Consider the following 15,697-nt stretch of genomic DNA (forward strand, 5'->3'; position numbering starts at 1 on the left):
GGCACTCCAACTGCCCGTTACTGAACGGACGCAGCGTCCGTCGCGCCGCTCGACGGAGACCTTGCGGCGGTGCGCGTCCCCTCCGTGGGGTGCCGGCCGTTACGTAGCGATGTGCGCCTGGCATTCCGGTGGCCAGCAGCTGGAGTTCAGCTGGAGTACACACTGTTTCAAGATCGCGTTGCCAGAGTCCCGCCTCGTGTCTACCTCACACTCGCGTGCCGGCGTCGCCTCTGTATGTGCGGCGGCTTTCACGCTTTCAGGACTGCTCGTCACAGGCATGCTTGCCGCTCAGCCTGCGGCTGCCGCGGACCCGGCCAACTACCAGAACGTTCGGATCAACGAAGTCACCTCGTCGAACAATGACACGGTGGAGTTGTACAACACCGGCTCGACTGCGGTGAGCATCAGTGGCTGGAAGATGTCCGACGACAGCTTCGCGCCGCAGTCGTTCAGCCCGTCCTCCAGCACGATCCCGGCCGGCGGCTTCGTCACCTTCAACTCGCCCAAGGGGCTCGGTGATTCGGACAAGCTGGTCATCTACACGTCCAGCGGCACGGTGGTCGACCGCGTTGAGTGGGCCACCAACGGTGCGAAGCCGGCGATGGCACGTTGCGGCGGCGACGGCACCGGGGGGTGGGTGACCACGACCGCGGCGTCCACGTTCGGCGCCTCGAACGCCTCGGGCTGCCCGTCGTCGATTCCGACGGCGAGCCGGGTGCGGATCAACGAGGTCACCTCGGACGGCGCGGACACCGTGGAGCTGTACAACGGCGGAACGAGCGCCGTCAGCATCGGCTCGTGGAAGTACGTCGACAATGACACCAGCCACTCCCCGGTATCGGTCTCGTCCTCCTCGCCGAGCGCGACCAGCATTCCCGCGGGCGGCTACGTCACGTTCAACTCCACCATCGGTCTGGGTGACAACGACTCGGTCTTTCTCCTCGACAGCAACGGCAACACGATCGACTCGGTGACCTGGGCGACCGGTGGCGCCAAGCCGTCGGACGAGCGTTGCACCAACGGCACCGGCTGGTTCCAGACCTCCACGACCGCGACGCTCGGCAGCGTGAATTCCTGCTCAGGCGGCGGTGGCGGTGGTGGTCAGACCGGCCAGTTGCTGGGTGGCGGTGGCTCGCTCACCAGTGGCTGCACGCCCGAGGCGCCCTCCGGTACGGGTTCCACCCCGGCGGGCACCCTGGCGTGGCCAGGCGGGCTGGACGTCACGATCGCGGACAACGTCTGCGCGTTCACCACGTCCACCGGTCCTGAAGGCCGGGACCTGAGCGGTCTGGCATTCGACCCGGCGAACCCGTCGGTGCTGTGGGCCGCCAAGAACAAGGACTGGCTGTTCAAGCTGGTCAAGAGCAACGGCAAGTGGATCCCGGACGCGTCATGGAGCGCGACTGGCAAGCAGATCCGCTTCGCGGGCGGCTCCGGCGAGCCGGACTCCGAGGGGTTGACGGTCGGCGCCAACGGCCACATCTACGTGACCTCCGAGCGTGACAACACCAACAACACGGTCCCCAAAGACACGATCATGGAGTTCGACCCGGCCGCGACCGGGTCGACGCTGACGCCGATCCACCAGTGGGACATGACCTCGCAGTTCCCGCAGCTCAACACCGGCAGCAAGGACGATGCCAACCTGGGCTTCGAGGGTGTCGGCTACGTGCCGGACAGCTGGCTGACCGCGAACGGCTGGGTCGACCCGCTCACCGGCGCCGCCTACAACCCGGCGAACTATCCGCTGCACGGGTCGGGCCTGTTCTTCGCCGGCCTGGAGTGGGACGGCACGCTGCACGTCTACGGCCTGAACTCCGACGGCACGTTCACCACGTTCGGCACGATCGCGACCGGCAAGGCCTCCGTGATGGACGTGACGTTCGACGCCGGAACCCAGCGCATCATCGCGACCTGCGACAACACCTGCGGCGAGACGCACACCTTCATGAAGGTCAACGCCAGCGGCGCGATCGTTCCGGACGTGACCTACACGAACCCGGCCGTCATGCCGACCGACAACCTGGAGGGCTTCGCGATCGCACCGACGTCGACCTGCGTCAACGGCTCCCGAGAAGCGGTCTGGAGCGACGACGGCATCTACGGCTTCGGCTCCGGAACCTCCTCCTACGGGCACACCATCTACAGCGGCACCTTCCCCTGCTGATCCCGCCAACCACGGGAGACGGCTCACACACGGGGCCAACTCCCAGGTGAGGCACCCAAGCAGTACGCAACGATGGAGCTCCTGGCAGACGGGGTGACGGCCAAGACCACCCGCTGACTGCCAGGAGCTTCGTCGTACCTGTCCACGAGACCGCGCGTGACCCACGCAGGTCGGCCCTGCGGCTGCTCTCACAACCGTGCGGCCGGGACCCGTTGTGGCTCTTCCAGACCCGGGCTCTCCGGCGCCGACACCTGGACCGCGGACCAGCGCAAGGACTTCGGCAACGACCTCAAGGACCCCCAGCTGCTGATCGCCTCGGAGTCCGCCAACTCCTCCCAGTCCGACAGCGGGCCGGCCGACCGGAAGCCCACCAACCACGCCTTCTGGTGCACCTACGCCAAGGACTACACCCACATCAAGTCCATCTGGAAGCTGACCACCACGGAGGCGGAGAAGTCGGCGTCGGCAACCATGCTCGACACCTGGTCTGCTCGGCGGGATCGATGCTCAGCCGGTAACGGGTTTTGTCGGCGACCCAGTTGGACGTAGGTGCACCAGTAGCCGGCTTACGGGGGGTAGCCAGGTGCTCGGGTCCTGATCGGCCTTGGAGCGGCTTGAGGGTGGACTGCAACAGCCGCATGGCCAGCTGCTGCAGTCGTCCGGCCTCGCCGGTCAGTGTCAGGCCGTCGGCCTGGAGGAGGCCCACCGGTTCGTCGATCAGCTGGTCGTCCACGGACCTGGCCGCCGCCGACTCGGCCGATTCGGTTGTGTCGGGCTCGTTCAGGTGCCCGTTCGCAACGACGACGCCGGTTGCAGTACCAGGTCGGGATGAGTCGGACCGGGATGTGGGCGCTGGGAGTGAAGGGTGCACCATGGCCGGGGAACGGCGCGTTCGAGTCAAAAACGATCACGCACGGCTCTTCGATAGGGGGCTTGCCAAAGCATCCCAGAGCAAGGCATCGCACCTCCTGGGATTTCAGGCGCGCAGGCGTCCGTGCGCACCGTCCTCGGGCAGCCGCCCGCAGCAGGTTCCCGACCGGGCACCTTGCGGAAGAGCGGTACGACATGCCCGGCGAGCCGGACCGGATCCTCCGGTTGGACGTACGCAGGCACCCCAGTCTGGGCGGACTCAACCATGAGCATGGCATGCCGCTTGACCTGCTGCGATGACCCTTTCGGCTTCCGCAACGCCGACAGCCCGTCACGTTTCGTTGCGCTCCAGGTCGGCCTCGATCGCGTACGCGGCACCACCTATCCACTGGAGGTTGTCAAGCTGGTGCGACTCGGCGGCAGGGTCGCGCGGCCACGGGCCATGGAACCAGCACAAGAGGGACGTAAGCATCAAAATGCTAGACAGGCGATAGCGCTTTGTTCCGTGATATCAGGATTAGAGATCGCCGAGAGTCGGCGCCTTTGGGAGGCAGCCTGTGTCCCTTCACACCAACAGGTCTGAACCCGAGGCCGGATCCCGGACCGGAGTGTGGTTCGTCGGGGCCCGGGGCTCCGTCGCCGCGACGGCGATCGTGGGGTGCGCCGCCGTCGCCGCTGGACTGCGGCCGCCGACCGGTATGGTCACCGAGACCCCGCCGTTCGCGGAGAGCAGGCTGCCCTCCCTGTCCTCGTTCGTCTTCGGAGGGCACGACACCGTGGACTGCCCGCTGCCCAAGAAGGCAGAGTCGCTGGTCGCTGAGGGAGTGCTGCCACACGGGCTGCCGTCCGCGGTGTGCGCCGAACTCGCCGCCGCCGACGCGGAGATACGGATCGGCGGACCGCTGCCCGCAGACCGCCGAGGCGACGAGGAGCTGATCGCGGGCTTCGCGGCAGACATCACCGGCTTCGCGGGGCGATGCGGCGCGGCTCGCACGGTCGTGGTCAACGTCGCCACCACGGAGCCCGCGCCCGCCGCGGGCGACGCCCGTCTGCCCCCCAGTTCGCTGTACGCGGCGGCCGCGCTGCGCGCCGGATGCCCCTATGTCAACTTCACACCGTCCCCGGGCCTGGGCCACACGGCGCTGCGCGCAGCGGCCCGCGACGCGGCAGTGCCGTACGCGGGCCGGGACGGCAAGACCGGGCAGACCCTGCTCCGGGCCGTGCTCGCGCCCATGTTCCAGCAGCGCGCACTGGTCGTGCGCGCCTGGTCCGGAACGAACCTGCTCGGCGGAGGGGACGGCGCCGCGCTGGCGGACCCTGGGGCTGCCGCCGCCAAGAGCGCAGGCAAGAACCGGACGCTGTACGAGACTCTCGGCTCGCTGCCCGAAGGAAAGGTGCACATCGACGACGTGCCGGTGCTGGGGGACTGGAAGACTGCCTGGGACCACGTCGCCTTTGACGGCTTCCTCGGTGCGCGGATGTTCCTGCAGACGATCTGGCAGGGCTGCGACTCCGCGCTGGCCGCGCCCCTGGTCCTCGACCTGGCGCGGCTGCTCGCCCGCGCCCACGAGGCGGGTATCACGGGCCCACGCCCGGAGCTGGGTTTTTACTTCAAGGACCCCGACGGCGGCTCCTCGGCGCTGGCCGACCAGTACACGGCCCTGCTGGGCTTCGCCGAGCGCCTGCGGGAGCCACGGTGATGCCGGCCGACGGCCGGGGAACCGCCGCGCGGCCGGGGGCCCAGCTGCGTGCGTGGGCAGAACTCCTGAGAGTCTCCGCCCTGCTCACGGTTCCGGGTGACGCGCTCGCCGGGGCGGCGGCCACCGGGGAGCGACCGACCCGCAGCACCGGGCTCGCGATGGGCGCCTCACTGTGCCTGTACGCGGCAGGGATGGCCCTTAACGACTGGGCGGACCGGAACCATGACGCGGCCTGCCGGCCGCACCGCCCGATCCCCTCCGGGCGGATCAGGCCGGGCACCGCGCTCGCGGCCTCGGCGGGCCTGACAGCGGCCGGCCTGGCGCTGGCTCGCCACGCGGGCCGCGAAGCCGCGCGGGCCGCGACGGTCCTCGCGGCCACGGCGTGGGCGTATGACCTGGGCCTGAAGCGGACCAAGGCGGGCCCGGCAGTCATGACGGCGGCCCGCTGTCTGGACCTGCTCCTGGGCGCCGCGGCCACGTCCCGCTCGGGGACTCGGGCGGCGCTGGGCCCGGCGGCCGCCCTGGGAGCGCACACCTTCGCCGTCACGATGGTCTCCCGCCACGAGACGCTGGGCGGCTCGGTGACCGCCCCCCTCGCCGCGCTCGGCACGACGGCAGCGGTGGGGATCGTGACGAGCCGTCGGCGCGGGCTCGGGCGGCGTCGGAGCCGTTCCCCCGGGGGCCCCGCCCGCGCCGGGCTCGCGGCCGGGTATGCGGCCACGGCCGCGGGGCCGTTGATCCGTGCAGCACTCGACCCCTCGCCCGCCCTCACCCAGCGGGCCGTCGGTGGCGGAATCCGGGCGATGATCCCGCTGCAGGCTGCACTGACCGCGCGGGAGGGCTCGGTCGGTGCAGCAGCGGCCATCATCGCCCTGGCGCCGGCCGCGCGGAGGCTCTCACGGAGGGTCAGCCCGACATGAGCCTGCGATTCGGCTACGGCACCAACGGCCTGACCGACCTCAGGCTCGACGACGCCCTCGCACTCCTCGCCGACCTGGGCTACGACGGGGTTGGGCTGACCCTCGACCACATGCACCTCGACCCGGCAGGCCCCGATGCGCCCGCCCGCGCCCGGCAAGTGGCGCGGCGCCTCGCACGGCTCGGCCTCGGCGTGACTGTCGAGACCGGCGCACGCTACATCCTCGACCCTCGGCGCAAGCACGGACCGTCCCTGATCGACCCCGACCCCGAAGCGCGCGCCACCAGGGCCCGGTTGCTGGTGACCGCCGTGCACATCGCCGCCGAACTCGGGGCGCACGCCGTGCACTGCTTCAGCGGCACCGTGCCGGACGGAGCGGATGACGGCACCTCGTGGAAGCGGTTCGGCCAGGCGCTCGAACCGGTACTCGCCGCGGCGGAACGCGAAGGGGTGCCCCTCGCCGTCGAGCCCGAGCCCGGCCACCTCCTCGGCACCCTCGCCGACTTCCACCGCCTGCGCGCGGATCTCGGCGACCCGGGTGTCCTTGGCCTCACCCTGGACATCGGGCACTGCCAGTGCCTCGAGCCCGAGCCGCCCGCCGACTGCGTGCGGGCCGCCGCACCCTGGTTGCGACACGTTCAGATCGAGGACATGCGCCGCGGGGTCCACGAGCACCTGCCCTTCGGCGAAGGCGAAATCGACTTCCCGCCCGTCCTGGACGCCCTGAGCGCCACGGGCTACCGGGGCTTGACAGTCGTTGAACTGCCCCGGCATTCGCATATGGGCCCGGACCTCGCCCATCGCTCCCTGCGCTTCCTGCGGAACGGAGGCACATGGTGACCACCCCACCGACCACCACGAACGCGGCAACGGACAATCCGTTCACAGCCCTCGACGAGCGGCTGCCGCCCGCCGTCCGGGCCTGGCTCGGCGCGGCCCTTGCCGAGGCGGCCGAAGCCGTGGCCCCGGCCGGACACCGGCGGGGTCTGCCGGCCTGGGAGTTGCGCTTCGCCGAGGCCGGCCGCCGCTGCGGTTCCGAGACCGCCGCCGACACGGCGCGCGTCCTGCTGCTGCACACCGCAGGCGCCGGCGCCGCCACCGCGGCGCGGCTCTACCGCCGGGGCACCGCCGACGAACGCCGCGCCGTGCTGCTCGCCCTGCCCGGCTTGGAGCTCGCCCCCGCGGAAGGGCTGCCGCTCGTGGAGGACGCGCTGCGGACCAGCGACACCCGCCTGATCGCCGCTGCCGTCGGCCCGTACGCCGCCGAACACCTCGCCCCGCACGCCTGGCGGCACGCGGTCCTCAAATGCCTGTGCACCGGGGTCCCCGCGGCCGCGGTCGCCGGCCTGGCCAGGCGGGCCCGCGGCGACGCCGAACTCGCCCGCATGCTCGCCGACCACACGGGCGAATGCACAGCCGCCGGCCGCCCCGTACCCGTCGACCTGTATCTCGTCCAGGCCCTGACCGCCGAGGCAGAGGAGCCCTGATGCGCATCTTCGACCCCCATATCCATATGACGTCCCGCACCACTGACGACTATGAGGCCATGCGCGCGGCGGGCGTGCGGGCCGTCGTCGAGCCCTCGTTCTGGCTGGGCCAGCCGCGCACCTCTCCCGCCACTTTCCTCGATTACTTCGACTCCCTGCTCGGCTGGGAGCCCTACCGCGCCGCCCAGTACGGCATCACCCACCACTGCGCGCTCGCCCTCAACCCCAAGGAGGCCAACGACCCACGGTGCGTGCCCGTCATCGACGAACTGCCGCACTACCTCGTCAAGGACCACGTCGTCGCCGTCGGCGAGATCGGCTACGACTCCCTGACCCCCGCCGAGGACACCGCGCTCGCCGCCCAGCTCCAGCTCGCCCACGACCACGGGCTTCCCGCCCTCGTCCACACCCCGCACCGGGACAAGCTCAACGGCCTGCGCCGCACCGTCGACGTCGTGCGCGAGTCGGCCCTCCCTCCGGAGCGGGTGCTGCTCGACCACCTCAACGAGACCACGGCCAAGGAGGCCAAGGACAGCGGCGCCTGGCTCGGCTTCTCCGTCTACCCGGACACCAAGATGGACGTGGACCGCATGGTCGCCGTCCTCAAGGACTTCGGGACCGAACGCGTCGTGGTCAACTCCGCCGCGGACTGGGGCAGAAGCGACCCTCTCACGACCCGCAGGGTCGGCGATGCCATGCTGAGGGCCGGGTTCAGCGAGGACGAGGCCGACCAGGTGCTGTGGCACAACCCCATGGCATTTTACGGACTGAGCGGACGACTGAGCCTCGACCGCGGCAGACCGGACGTCCCCTACGAGGGCAACACCATCCTGCGCGGCGGGGAGTAGACCCTATGCGGTTCCGCCACCCCAACGGCGACGTCGTCCACCTCGCTTACTGCACGAACGTCCACCCGGCCGAGACCCTCGACGGGGTGCTTGCCCAGCTCCGCGACCACTGCGAGCCGGTGCGACGGCTGCTCGGGCGGGACCGGCTCGGCATCGGCCTGTGGCTGGCCAGGGAGGCAGTCCGCGCCCTGACCACGGACCCCGCCGCCCTGCTCCGGCTGCGCTCCGGACTCGACCGGCGCGGCCTCGAGGTCGTCACCCTCAACGGCTTCCCGTATGAAGGATTCGGCGCCGCCGAGGTCAAGTACCGCGTATACCGGCCCGACTGGACCGAACCCAAGCGTCTGGCCCACACCGCCGACCTGGCCAGGCTCCTCACCACACTGTTGCCGGACGACGCCGCGGAGGGCACCGTCTCGACTCTCCCCATCGCCTGGCGAACCCCCTTCGACGCGGCCCGGGCGCGGGCCGCCCGTGCCGCCCTGGCCGCGCTCGCGGAACGGCTCGCCACCCTCGAGGAGGAGACCGGCCGCCGCGTCCGCGTGGGCCTGGAGCCGGAGCCCGGCTGCGTGATCGAGACCACCGCCGACGCCGTCGCGCAGCTCACCGCCGTCCCCGGCGACCGCATCGGCGTCTGCCTGGACACCTGCCACCTCGCCACCTGCTTCGAGGACCCGCGGACCGCGCTCGACGCCCTCCGGGCCGCCCGGATCCCCGTACCCAAGGTCCAGCTCTCTGCCGCCCTGCACGCCGAGAACCCCTGTCTGCCCGAAGTACGCGAGGCCCTCGCGGCATTCGCCGAGCCCCGTTTCCTGCACCAGACCCGCACCCGGACCGCCGCCGGCCTGCTGGGCACCGACGACCTTGCGGAGGCACTGGCCGGCGGTGTCCTGCCGGACGAGTCGCCGTGGCGCGCGCACTTCCACGTTCCCCTGCACGCGCCGCCCTCCCCTCCGCTCACCTCCACCACCACCGTTCTCCAGGACACCCTCGAACACCTCATCGGCGGCCCGGCGCCGCTGAGCCGCCACCTCGAAGTCGAGACCTACACCTGGCAGGCCCTCCCCTCGGAACTGCGCCCCGGCGGCCCCGGCCAGCTCGCCGAAGGCATCGCCGCCGAACTGGCCCTCGCCCGCGACCTCCTGGTCGATCTGGGCCTCAAGGAGCTGCCATGACAAGTCACCGCCCGCCACGGCCCCTCCTCGTCCTCGACGTCGCAGCCCTGACCCCGCGCCTCCTCGACCGCATGCCCCGCCTCGCAACGCTGGCCCGGTCCGGTTCATGGGCGCACCTGGGGACGGTGCTGCCCGCCGTGACCTGTGCGGCCCAGTCCACCTTCCTCACCGGCACGCTCCCAGCGGAGCACGGCGCCGTGGGCAACGGCTGGTACTTCCGCGAACTCGGCGAGGTGCTCCTGTGGCGCCAGCACAACGGACTGGTCCGCGGCGACAAACTGTGGGACGCGGCCCGGCGCGCCCACCCTGGCTACACCGTCGCCAACGTCTGCTGGTGGTACGCGATGGGCGCAGGCACCGACATCACCGTCACCCCCCGCCCCGTCTACCGAGCCGACGGCCGCAAGGAGCCAGACTGCTACACCCGCCCGCCCCGGCTCCACGACGAGCTCACCCGGACGCTCGGCACCTTCCCCTTGCTCCGCTTCTGGGGACCGGGCGCGGGCATCGACTCAAGCCGCTGGATCGCCGAGGCCACCCGCCGCATCATGCGCGCCAGCGCTCCGGACCTCGTTCTGTCCTACCTGCCGCACCTCGACTACGACCTGCAGCGGTATGGCCCGGACGACCCGCGCTCCGAGCGAGCCGCCGAGGAACTCGACTCCGTGATCGCCCCGCTCGTCGACGACGCCGAGGCCGAGGGCCGCACCGTCGTCGTCCTGTCCGAGTACGGCATCACCCGTGTGAGCCGCCCGGTCGACATCAACAGGGCCCTGCGCCGCGCCGGACTGCTCGAGGTGCACACCCAGGACGGCATGGAGTATCTCGACCCCGCGGCCTCACGCGCCTTTGCGGTGGCCGACCACCAGGTAGCGCACGTCTATGTGCGCCGTCCGGAGGACATGGAGGCTGCCCGCGGGGCGCTCCTGGCCCTCGAGGGCGTGGACCGGCTTCTCGACGACCGGGGCAAGAAGGACCACGGCCTGGACCACCCGCGCTCGGGTGACCTGGTCGCCGTGGCCGAGCCCGGCGCCTGGTTCACGTACTACTACTGGCTGGACGACGCGGCCGCCCCGGACTTCGCCCGGACGGTGGAGATCCACCGCAAGCCCGGCTACGACCCCGCCGAGCTGTTCTTGGATCCCCTCGATCCGTGGGTGAGGGCCAGGGCGATGTGGGCGCTCGCCCGCAAGAGACTCGGCATGCGCTACCACATGGCGGTCGTACCACTCGACCCCTCGCCCGTCCGCGGCAGCCACGGCCGCCTGCCTGAGGACCCCGGCGACGGGCCGGTCATCGTGTGCTCAGCTCCCGGGGCCGTCTGCGGTCGGGTCGAGGCCACCGATGTGAAGCCGCTGCTCCTGCGGCTGGCGGGCCTCGGCTAGCGCGTGCCCAGCCCGCACCGCGAGCCCGTTGGCCGGGACGGCGGGCAGGCATGCAGGACTACCCACGGCGGACCCGGCGCAGGTACCTGGCCGGCGGGGCCACCGCTGTGGCCGAGGACTGCTCGGACAAGGCCGCCCGGCGCATGCCGCTGTTCGTTGCGTCGTGGTCGGCCTCGCCGTTCTCCTGCTGACCGTGGTATCCGATCGGTGCCGGTGGTCTGCGCGGCTGCCCCCGGCGGTGGCGCCAGAGGGACACTGGCCTGCGGCCCCGGGCGCTGCACCAGGATTCCGGGCCTGGCCGGGTAATGATCCGGCCGGGCCCTGGACGCAACCGCGCGAGTGGCGAGCGTGGAGGATGTGGCGCTCGGCGTCGCGTCAGACCTGGAAGCTCGGTCCCAGGACGGTATCGGCGCCGGGAGCGGACGGGTGCCGGAACAGCTCCTTGGCGCGGACCTCGACGGAGTACATCAGCGAGACTGCCTCCTGTAGGTGCTCGGGGTGCCCGTTGAAGACCCGGTTCAGGGTCCTGAGGAGATCACCGTACGCCCGGTCGCACTGCTCGGACGGGAGTCGGCCGGGGGAGTCCTGCGGAATCGCGGACGTATCGGGGTCGTCCATCACCGGGTACACGCCGTCCGGGTCGAAAGGGATCTCCTCACCCTCGAACACCCATGCGCCGTCCTTCTGGATCAGGCGTCTGCCTCTGACGACCTGCTGGAACCGGTAGTAGTGGGAGGGCTGCCCCTGGTACTCGGGGTGGCCGATGGTGCCTTCGCCCTGATAGATGATCTCGTAGATCGCGGAGTGGGCGGTGGCAACGTCGTACACCCTGTGGAGGTTCCCCGGCGCCCCGCCGGGCCAGTTCAGCACCTGGGGCCTGTCCCTTCCGGTGAAGATGCCATCCCCCATCTCGCTGATCTTTCTGGCAATCTGCGTGTAGAGCCACCCGATGGTGAACTCCTCGAACTCCGCCTCCTGGAAGAAAGTCCTCAGCGGCGAGAACAGATGGGTGTCCAGATCCTCTGCCGAGATGGCCTGGGCCATCTTGACAGTGTTGTTCTGGGGCAACTCGTAGTGGTAGGAGGTGACCTCGCCCCGCTCGTTGAGCTCGATCCGCTCGGGGACGACTGGCTCTGGATACGGCGTCCTCGCCTTGGTGAGAGGCCGCTCGGGCCTCTCAATCCCCATGAACACGTCGCGGATCTGCTCGATCGAGCACCGGCGCAGCGAGACGACGAGGTCGGGCAGCACCCCGGCGGGCAAGTGGTTCGGGTACGTCGGCACGAATCCCGGCCGACCGATCCGGGGCTTCCCGTCCAATGCGGTCAGGATGTTGGCCACCAAGGTCATGTGCAGCATCTCCTGCAGCACCACGCTCCGGATGATCTCGGCCACCTCGCGGTTGCGGCCGGGCTTGAGGGAGAACAGCGCGTACAGGTACGGCGGAATGGTGGAGTGTTCAAGCTCGAGGGCGAGCTGGAGTGCGTGGCGTAGGTCATCGACGTTCCGGAGCGCCAGGAAAGGGGGCCGCTCTTGGCGCAGCCACCTCACGATCGCGTCCCGCTTCCCCGGCGACAGATCGCGGGTGACCGGCATGTGGCTCGGTGAATCCACGGGCTCGGTGAGGACGTGCTGCAGGCGGCTCTTGTACTTGACGACGTCGTGGTAGTTCGCCAGGTCGAGTACGTCCCGCATCACCGGGTACAGGTTGGCGTACTGCTGGAGGATCGGTTTGATGTCGGGGATCCAGGCGATGTCCGCCGGCTCCTTGTACTCGTCCCAGACCAGCACGTTGAGCTGGCCTTCCGTGTGCATCACGGTCCCGCCGCCGCTCGAGTACTCCGGGCCGTAATCGACGTTGTAGACCTGTCCGTCGGTGTAACCGCGCGGGTTGCCCGGATCAGTCGCCGCCAGTCGAACCGTGGCTTGCCCCCGCTGATCGGTGGTTACGGGCTGGATCGGCTGGAGCCCGCCTCGCTCGCCCATCGGGATCGGCGGTGCGACCAGCGAGTTGTCGTCGGAATGCCGCTTGGCGTCCTCCATGGCGGCGTTGTCGAAAACGATCTTGACGTTGGCGGCTGGCTCACCGAACCGGGTGGCGTGGATGGTGGTGGTCGAGCCTTCCCCTGCCTGCACCGGCGGGTAGACGTGGAAGACGGAGTCGTCGGCGCGGGCGAAGCTGGCGTCGCTGTTCTCCTCCAGCAGCACGGTGCCGTCGAGAGTCCTCAGGGCGAGCCGACGGTCCGAGAACGCCGTCCTGCCCTGCCCGAGTTGGATGGTGGCGATGCCCGCGCGCTCGGTGAAGAACCTGTTGTCGAGGGGGCCGAGCTGAGCCAGCACCTCCGGCTCGCCGTCGCCCTTCGGCAGGGCCACCACCTGAATGGGGCCGATGCTGTCGAGGGGAGGGCCGCCGGGGGCACTGGTGGGGACGCTGTTGCCCAGATCGATGTGCAGCCGGTCCTGCCCGTCGATGCGGCACGGCGCGTCCATGACGGGTCCCCCCTCGGCGGGGAGGCGCAGTCGGCGCGCCGCGGTGAAGTGCCGGGGCTCTCCGGAGGCGGTCGGCCCGATGGAGCCCACGATGCGGCCCGTGCCGAACCGCGGCGAGTCCCAGTCGGCTTCGTAGCCGTCGAGCATGAACTTGATGGACAACTCGTCATCGGCCGTGCTCTCCACCAGTTCCTTCAGGAACGGCGACGACCCCGTGTCCGTCTCGTCAGGACTGAGCCTGATGACGGACTGGTAGACGGCCGAATAGCTGTCCAGGCCTGTGGCTCGGGGGCAGCGCCCCCACAGGTCGACGAATGAGGCGTGGCGGAAGTCCCCGTACAGCACCTGCCGCTGCCCGCTGTCGGACAGCCGAAGCCGCAGACCCCAGATCTGGGAAACGCCCTGCTGCACCGGGTCCAGGTCCTGGATCTTTGCGCTGACGCGATCGCCGTCGTCCACCAGGGAGCCGCCGACGACGGGCTCGATCGCACCAGACGTCACTAGGCGGCCATCCGCCCCCACGACGCTGGTCACCCTGCAGTCGAGCAGGCGGAACGAGGCGCTTCCCCGCGGATTCCACCAGCCGTCCTCTCCGACCCGGCTGCGTCTGTGAAAACGAGGTTGGAACGTGTCGTTGTCGAAGTGCTCCGGGTCGTTGTTGACGGTGGAAGGGTCGAAGACGAACCTTCCTGAGAAGTGCAGGCGCGGGAACTGAAGATAACTCAACGGAAACTCCGTTCGGACGCGGGAGGCTCACCGGACACGTATCCAGTGTTGGCCAGGAGGGGGCGGTGTGGGGACTCGGCGGTGACAGACGCCCCGTTCATGCCACGCCTGGCGGTCAGGGAATCAAGCCGAACGGGTGGGGTTTTCCGTGGAATTTCCCGGCATTCCGGGGAGCGGCTGACAAGGCGCCAGAAACGCTCGTGGAATGGCCGGCCCGTCTGGATCGCGCGGCGGTCGCCGAGTCAACGGCTGGGGTGCGGACACCGACCGGTGCCAGGCATGAGGGGGAGGCATGATGGCCGCGGCAGCCGGAAGCCGCGGCGCGGAGCCGTGCTGCGCGCGCAGTCCGTGCTGCAGCAGCGCCGGGGCCCGCCTCTGCAGGTCCGGTAGCCGCGGCCCGTAGAGCCCGAGTTTGGCCAGTGCCGGGCACCTGGGGGGCAAGGTTTCAATGCTCCGGGCGGCACGATGGCCTCGCCCGGGCGACGCTTCAGCTCGGGGCTGGGGACTTCCACCGGCGCTGGTGGAAGGGCGCTCATGCGATGCCAACACGTAATAGGCTCTGCGCTCGCGCGGGCGCTCGGGCTGACTGTGGATCAGGTCGGTGCGTTCCGGGACGTGGGCGCGTACGTGGCCGCGGTGGAGTCGGGGACGGTGGACAGTGAGGATCTGCGGGCCCGGCGTGCCGTGATCCGGTTTCACTTGCGCGAGTTGGACGAGGCCGTGCTCCTCCGCGGCGAGGCGCTCCCGTTCCTGCTGGAGGGCATCGTGTGAAGATTCCCCTCACCACGCGGAGTCACCGGCTTCGCTGCCTGCGCCTTGGTCAACCACCCTGTCGCGCTACGGCCGTTCACCGGTTGGCGGAGCCGGGCCAGCGTCTGCGCGGCGGTCGCTGCGGCCTGGGCCATCGGCACCGGGATGTGGCCGATGCGCGCCCGTACGCCGTGGGCGTTCAGGACTGTCCGGATCGCCTTGTCCCGGTCGTACGGCGTCGGGTCCGCGATGTTGTACGCGCCCGGCGGCCAGCCGACAGGCGTCGGTGAGGTCCTCGACGGCGGTCAGGCTGAGGGGGACGCTGGGTCCGGGTAGCAGGAGTAGCCCGCGGCGGACGCGGGACAGCAGCCGGGGCACCAGGTGCGGGTCCCCAGCGCCGTAGACCGAATACCACGGCGCCCGCGTCGAGCGCCAGCGCCTCACCGGCGGCCTTGGTGCGGCCGTAGGCGTTCAGGTGCCCGCGCACCGGATGGTTCTCGGTGATGCGGGAGCGCCCGGGGCCGGGCTCGTAGACGCTGGCGCTGCTCACCACACCACCGGCCGGTCGGCGGCCGTGAAGCAGCCGCGCCGTGCCGTCGACGTTGACGGCGTGCAGGGCTGCCTCGGCCGGGGAGCCGGGCACTGGGTCGCCGACGGCCGCTGCGCAGTGCACGACGAAGTCGGCGCCGGACAGGTCCGGCACCTCGCGCGCGGCGTCACAGGGGACGTGTTGGCCGACCGGGCCGGGGCGTCGTCCGACGCACAGGACGTCGGCGCCGCGGGTCGCGGTCGTGGCGGCGATCTATGAGCCGCAGAAGTCGCGCGCACCGGTGAAGGCGATCGTGGTCATCGGTTCTCCGGGGATCGACGGGCGTCGGCCGCCCGGACGGTGAGGGAGCGACAGCCGGGCAGGGCCGCGCCCCGGTCCACGCGGGCGCACAGGACGATGGGGCGGTGGGGGCGAGCGCGCGCCCGGCGCGGGCGTCCTACCCTCCCGGTTCCGGCCGCCGGTGTACGTCACGTTCCGGGGCGCGTGACGTACAGGTGACGGTTGCGCTGCCGACGGCCTCCTGCAGATGGGCTATGGCGTAGACGGGCACGGTGTTCTTCCGGTCGGCCGGACGCCGTCTGCCGACGATCAAGGAACATGCATATGCCATGGGGTATTGCCCGATCGGGC

At 70.6% G+C, this 15,697-nt stretch carries 13 protein-coding genes; 11 read left to right on the plus strand and 2 right to left on the minus strand.

Annotated elements, in window-relative coordinates; genetic code table 11:
- The first annotated feature begins 277 nt into the window (after positions 1 to 277).
- From ACIRVH_RS08920 to ACIRVH_RS08965, 10 genes are all read left to right on the plus strand, one after another.
- Complete coding sequence (locus ACIRVH_RS08920) at positions 278 to 2,167, plus strand: lamin tail domain-containing protein (RefSeq protein WP_403949815.1); 1,890 nt, start codon at positions 278 to 280, stop codon at positions 2,165 to 2,167.
- A 156-nt stretch (positions 2,168 to 2,323) separates the two neighbouring features.
- Positions 2,324 to 2,716, plus strand: a complete 393-nt coding sequence (locus tag ACIRVH_RS08925; protein WP_403949817.1) for a hypothetical protein — start codon at positions 2,324 to 2,326, stop codon at positions 2,714 to 2,716.
- 878 nt (positions 2,717 to 3,594) lie between these two features.
- On the plus strand, positions 3,595 to 4,737 hold the full coding sequence (locus ACIRVH_RS08930; protein WP_403949819.1) for an inositol-3-phosphate synthase: 1,143 nt from the start codon (positions 3,595 to 3,597) through the stop codon (positions 4,735 to 4,737).
- Positions 4,737 to 5,657 (plus strand): SCO3242 family prenyltransferase, encoded by a 921-nt coding sequence (locus tag ACIRVH_RS08935; RefSeq protein WP_403949821.1) that lies wholly within the window; start codon positions 4,737 to 4,739, stop codon positions 5,655 to 5,657. Before ACIRVH_RS08930 ends, ACIRVH_RS08935 begins: the two co-directional genes overlap by 1 nt.
- A complete protein-coding gene (locus ACIRVH_RS08940) occupies positions 5,654 to 6,496 on the plus strand; it encodes a sugar phosphate isomerase/epimerase family protein (protein ID WP_403949823.1) in 843 nt (280 codons plus the stop codon). The genes ACIRVH_RS08935 and ACIRVH_RS08940 overlap by 4 nt, the downstream gene beginning before the upstream one ends.
- The gene (locus tag ACIRVH_RS08945; RefSeq protein ID WP_403949825.1) at positions 6,490 to 7,143 is read left to right on the plus strand and encodes an EboA domain-containing protein; all 654 of its coding nucleotides are present in this window, start codon (positions 6,490 to 6,492) and stop codon (positions 7,141 to 7,143) included. The genes ACIRVH_RS08940 and ACIRVH_RS08945 overlap by 7 nt, the downstream gene beginning before the upstream one ends.
- Positions 7,143 to 7,991 (plus strand): TatD family hydrolase, encoded by an 849-nt coding sequence (locus tag ACIRVH_RS08950; protein WP_403949827.1) that lies wholly within the window; start codon positions 7,143 to 7,145, stop codon positions 7,989 to 7,991. The genes ACIRVH_RS08945 and ACIRVH_RS08950 overlap by 1 nt, the downstream gene beginning before the upstream one ends.
- Before the next feature lie 5 nt (positions 7,992 to 7,996).
- Positions 7,997 to 9,166, plus strand: a complete 1,170-nt coding sequence (eboE, locus tag ACIRVH_RS08955; protein ID WP_403949829.1) for a metabolite traffic protein EboE — start codon at positions 7,997 to 7,999, stop codon at positions 9,164 to 9,166.
- Positions 9,163 to 10,551: a nucleotide pyrophosphatase/phosphodiesterase family protein gene (locus ACIRVH_RS08960; protein WP_403949831.1), complete on the plus strand. Its 1,389-nt coding sequence runs from the start codon at positions 9,163 to 9,165 to the stop codon at positions 10,549 to 10,551. The genes eboE and ACIRVH_RS08960 overlap by 4 nt, the downstream gene beginning before the upstream one ends.
- Before the next feature lie 50 nt (positions 10,552 to 10,601).
- Positions 10,602 to 10,742 carry a hypothetical protein gene (locus ACIRVH_RS08965; protein ID WP_403949833.1) on the plus strand — a complete coding sequence of 47 codons (141 nt, stop codon included), beginning with the start codon at positions 10,602 to 10,604 and terminating at the stop codon, positions 10,740 to 10,742.
- 184 nt (positions 10,743 to 10,926) lie between these two features.
- On the opposite strand, the gene ACIRVH_RS08970 is transcribed toward ACIRVH_RS08965, so the two are convergent.
- Positions 10,927 to 13,542 carry a ferritin-like protein gene (locus ACIRVH_RS08970; RefSeq protein ID WP_403949835.1) on the minus strand — a complete coding sequence of 872 codons (2,616 nt, stop codon included), beginning with the start codon at positions 13,540 to 13,542 and terminating at the stop codon, positions 10,927 to 10,929.
- 840 nt (positions 13,543 to 14,382) lie between these two features.
- Here ACIRVH_RS08970 and ACIRVH_RS08975 point away from each other — a divergent pair.
- Positions 14,383 to 14,538, plus strand: a complete 156-nt coding sequence (locus tag ACIRVH_RS08975) for a hypothetical protein (protein ID WP_403949838.1) — start codon at positions 14,383 to 14,385, stop codon at positions 14,536 to 14,538.
- A 178-nt stretch (positions 14,539 to 14,716) separates the two neighbouring features.
- Here ACIRVH_RS08975 and ACIRVH_RS08980 read toward each other — a convergent pair whose 3' ends face one another.
- Positions 14,717 to 15,220, minus strand: a complete 504-nt coding sequence (locus ACIRVH_RS08980; RefSeq protein WP_403949841.1) for an NAD-dependent epimerase/dehydratase family protein — start codon at positions 15,218 to 15,220, stop codon at positions 14,717 to 14,719.
- Between the last annotated feature and the right edge of the window lie 477 nt (positions 15,221 to 15,697).

It is taken from the genome of Streptomyces sp. NPDC101165, assembly GCF_044768135.1.
GTDB lineage: Bacteria > Actinomycetota > Actinomycetes > Streptomycetales > Streptomycetaceae > Streptomyces.

Excerpts from the sequence above, each read along its gene's own strand:
- ACIRVH_RS08920 (WP_403949815.1), top strand. The coding sequence starts at position 278 with ATGCTTGCCGCTCAGCCTGCGGCTGCCGCGGACCCGGCCAACTACCAG.
- ACIRVH_RS08935 (WP_403949821.1), top strand. The coding sequence starts at position 4,737 with ATGCCGGCCGACGGCCGGGGAACCGCCGCGCGGCCGGGGGCCCAGCTG.
- ACIRVH_RS08940 (WP_403949823.1), top strand. The coding sequence starts at position 5,654 with ATGAGCCTGCGATTCGGCTACGGCACCAACGGCCTGACCGACCTCAGG.
- ACIRVH_RS08945 (WP_403949825.1), top strand. The coding sequence starts at position 6,490 with ATGGTGACCACCCCACCGACCACCACGAACGCGGCAACGGACAATCCG.
- ACIRVH_RS08950 (WP_403949827.1), top strand. The coding sequence starts at position 7,143 with ATGCGCATCTTCGACCCCCATATCCATATGACGTCCCGCACCACTGAC.
- eboE (WP_403949829.1), top strand. The coding sequence starts at position 7,997 with ATGCGGTTCCGCCACCCCAACGGCGACGTCGTCCACCTCGCTTACTGC.
- ACIRVH_RS08960 (WP_403949831.1), top strand. The coding sequence starts at position 9,163 with ATGACAAGTCACCGCCCGCCACGGCCCCTCCTCGTCCTCGACGTCGCA.
- ACIRVH_RS08965 (WP_403949833.1), top strand. The coding sequence starts at position 10,602 with ATGCAGGACTACCCACGGCGGACCCGGCGCAGGTACCTGGCCGGCGGG.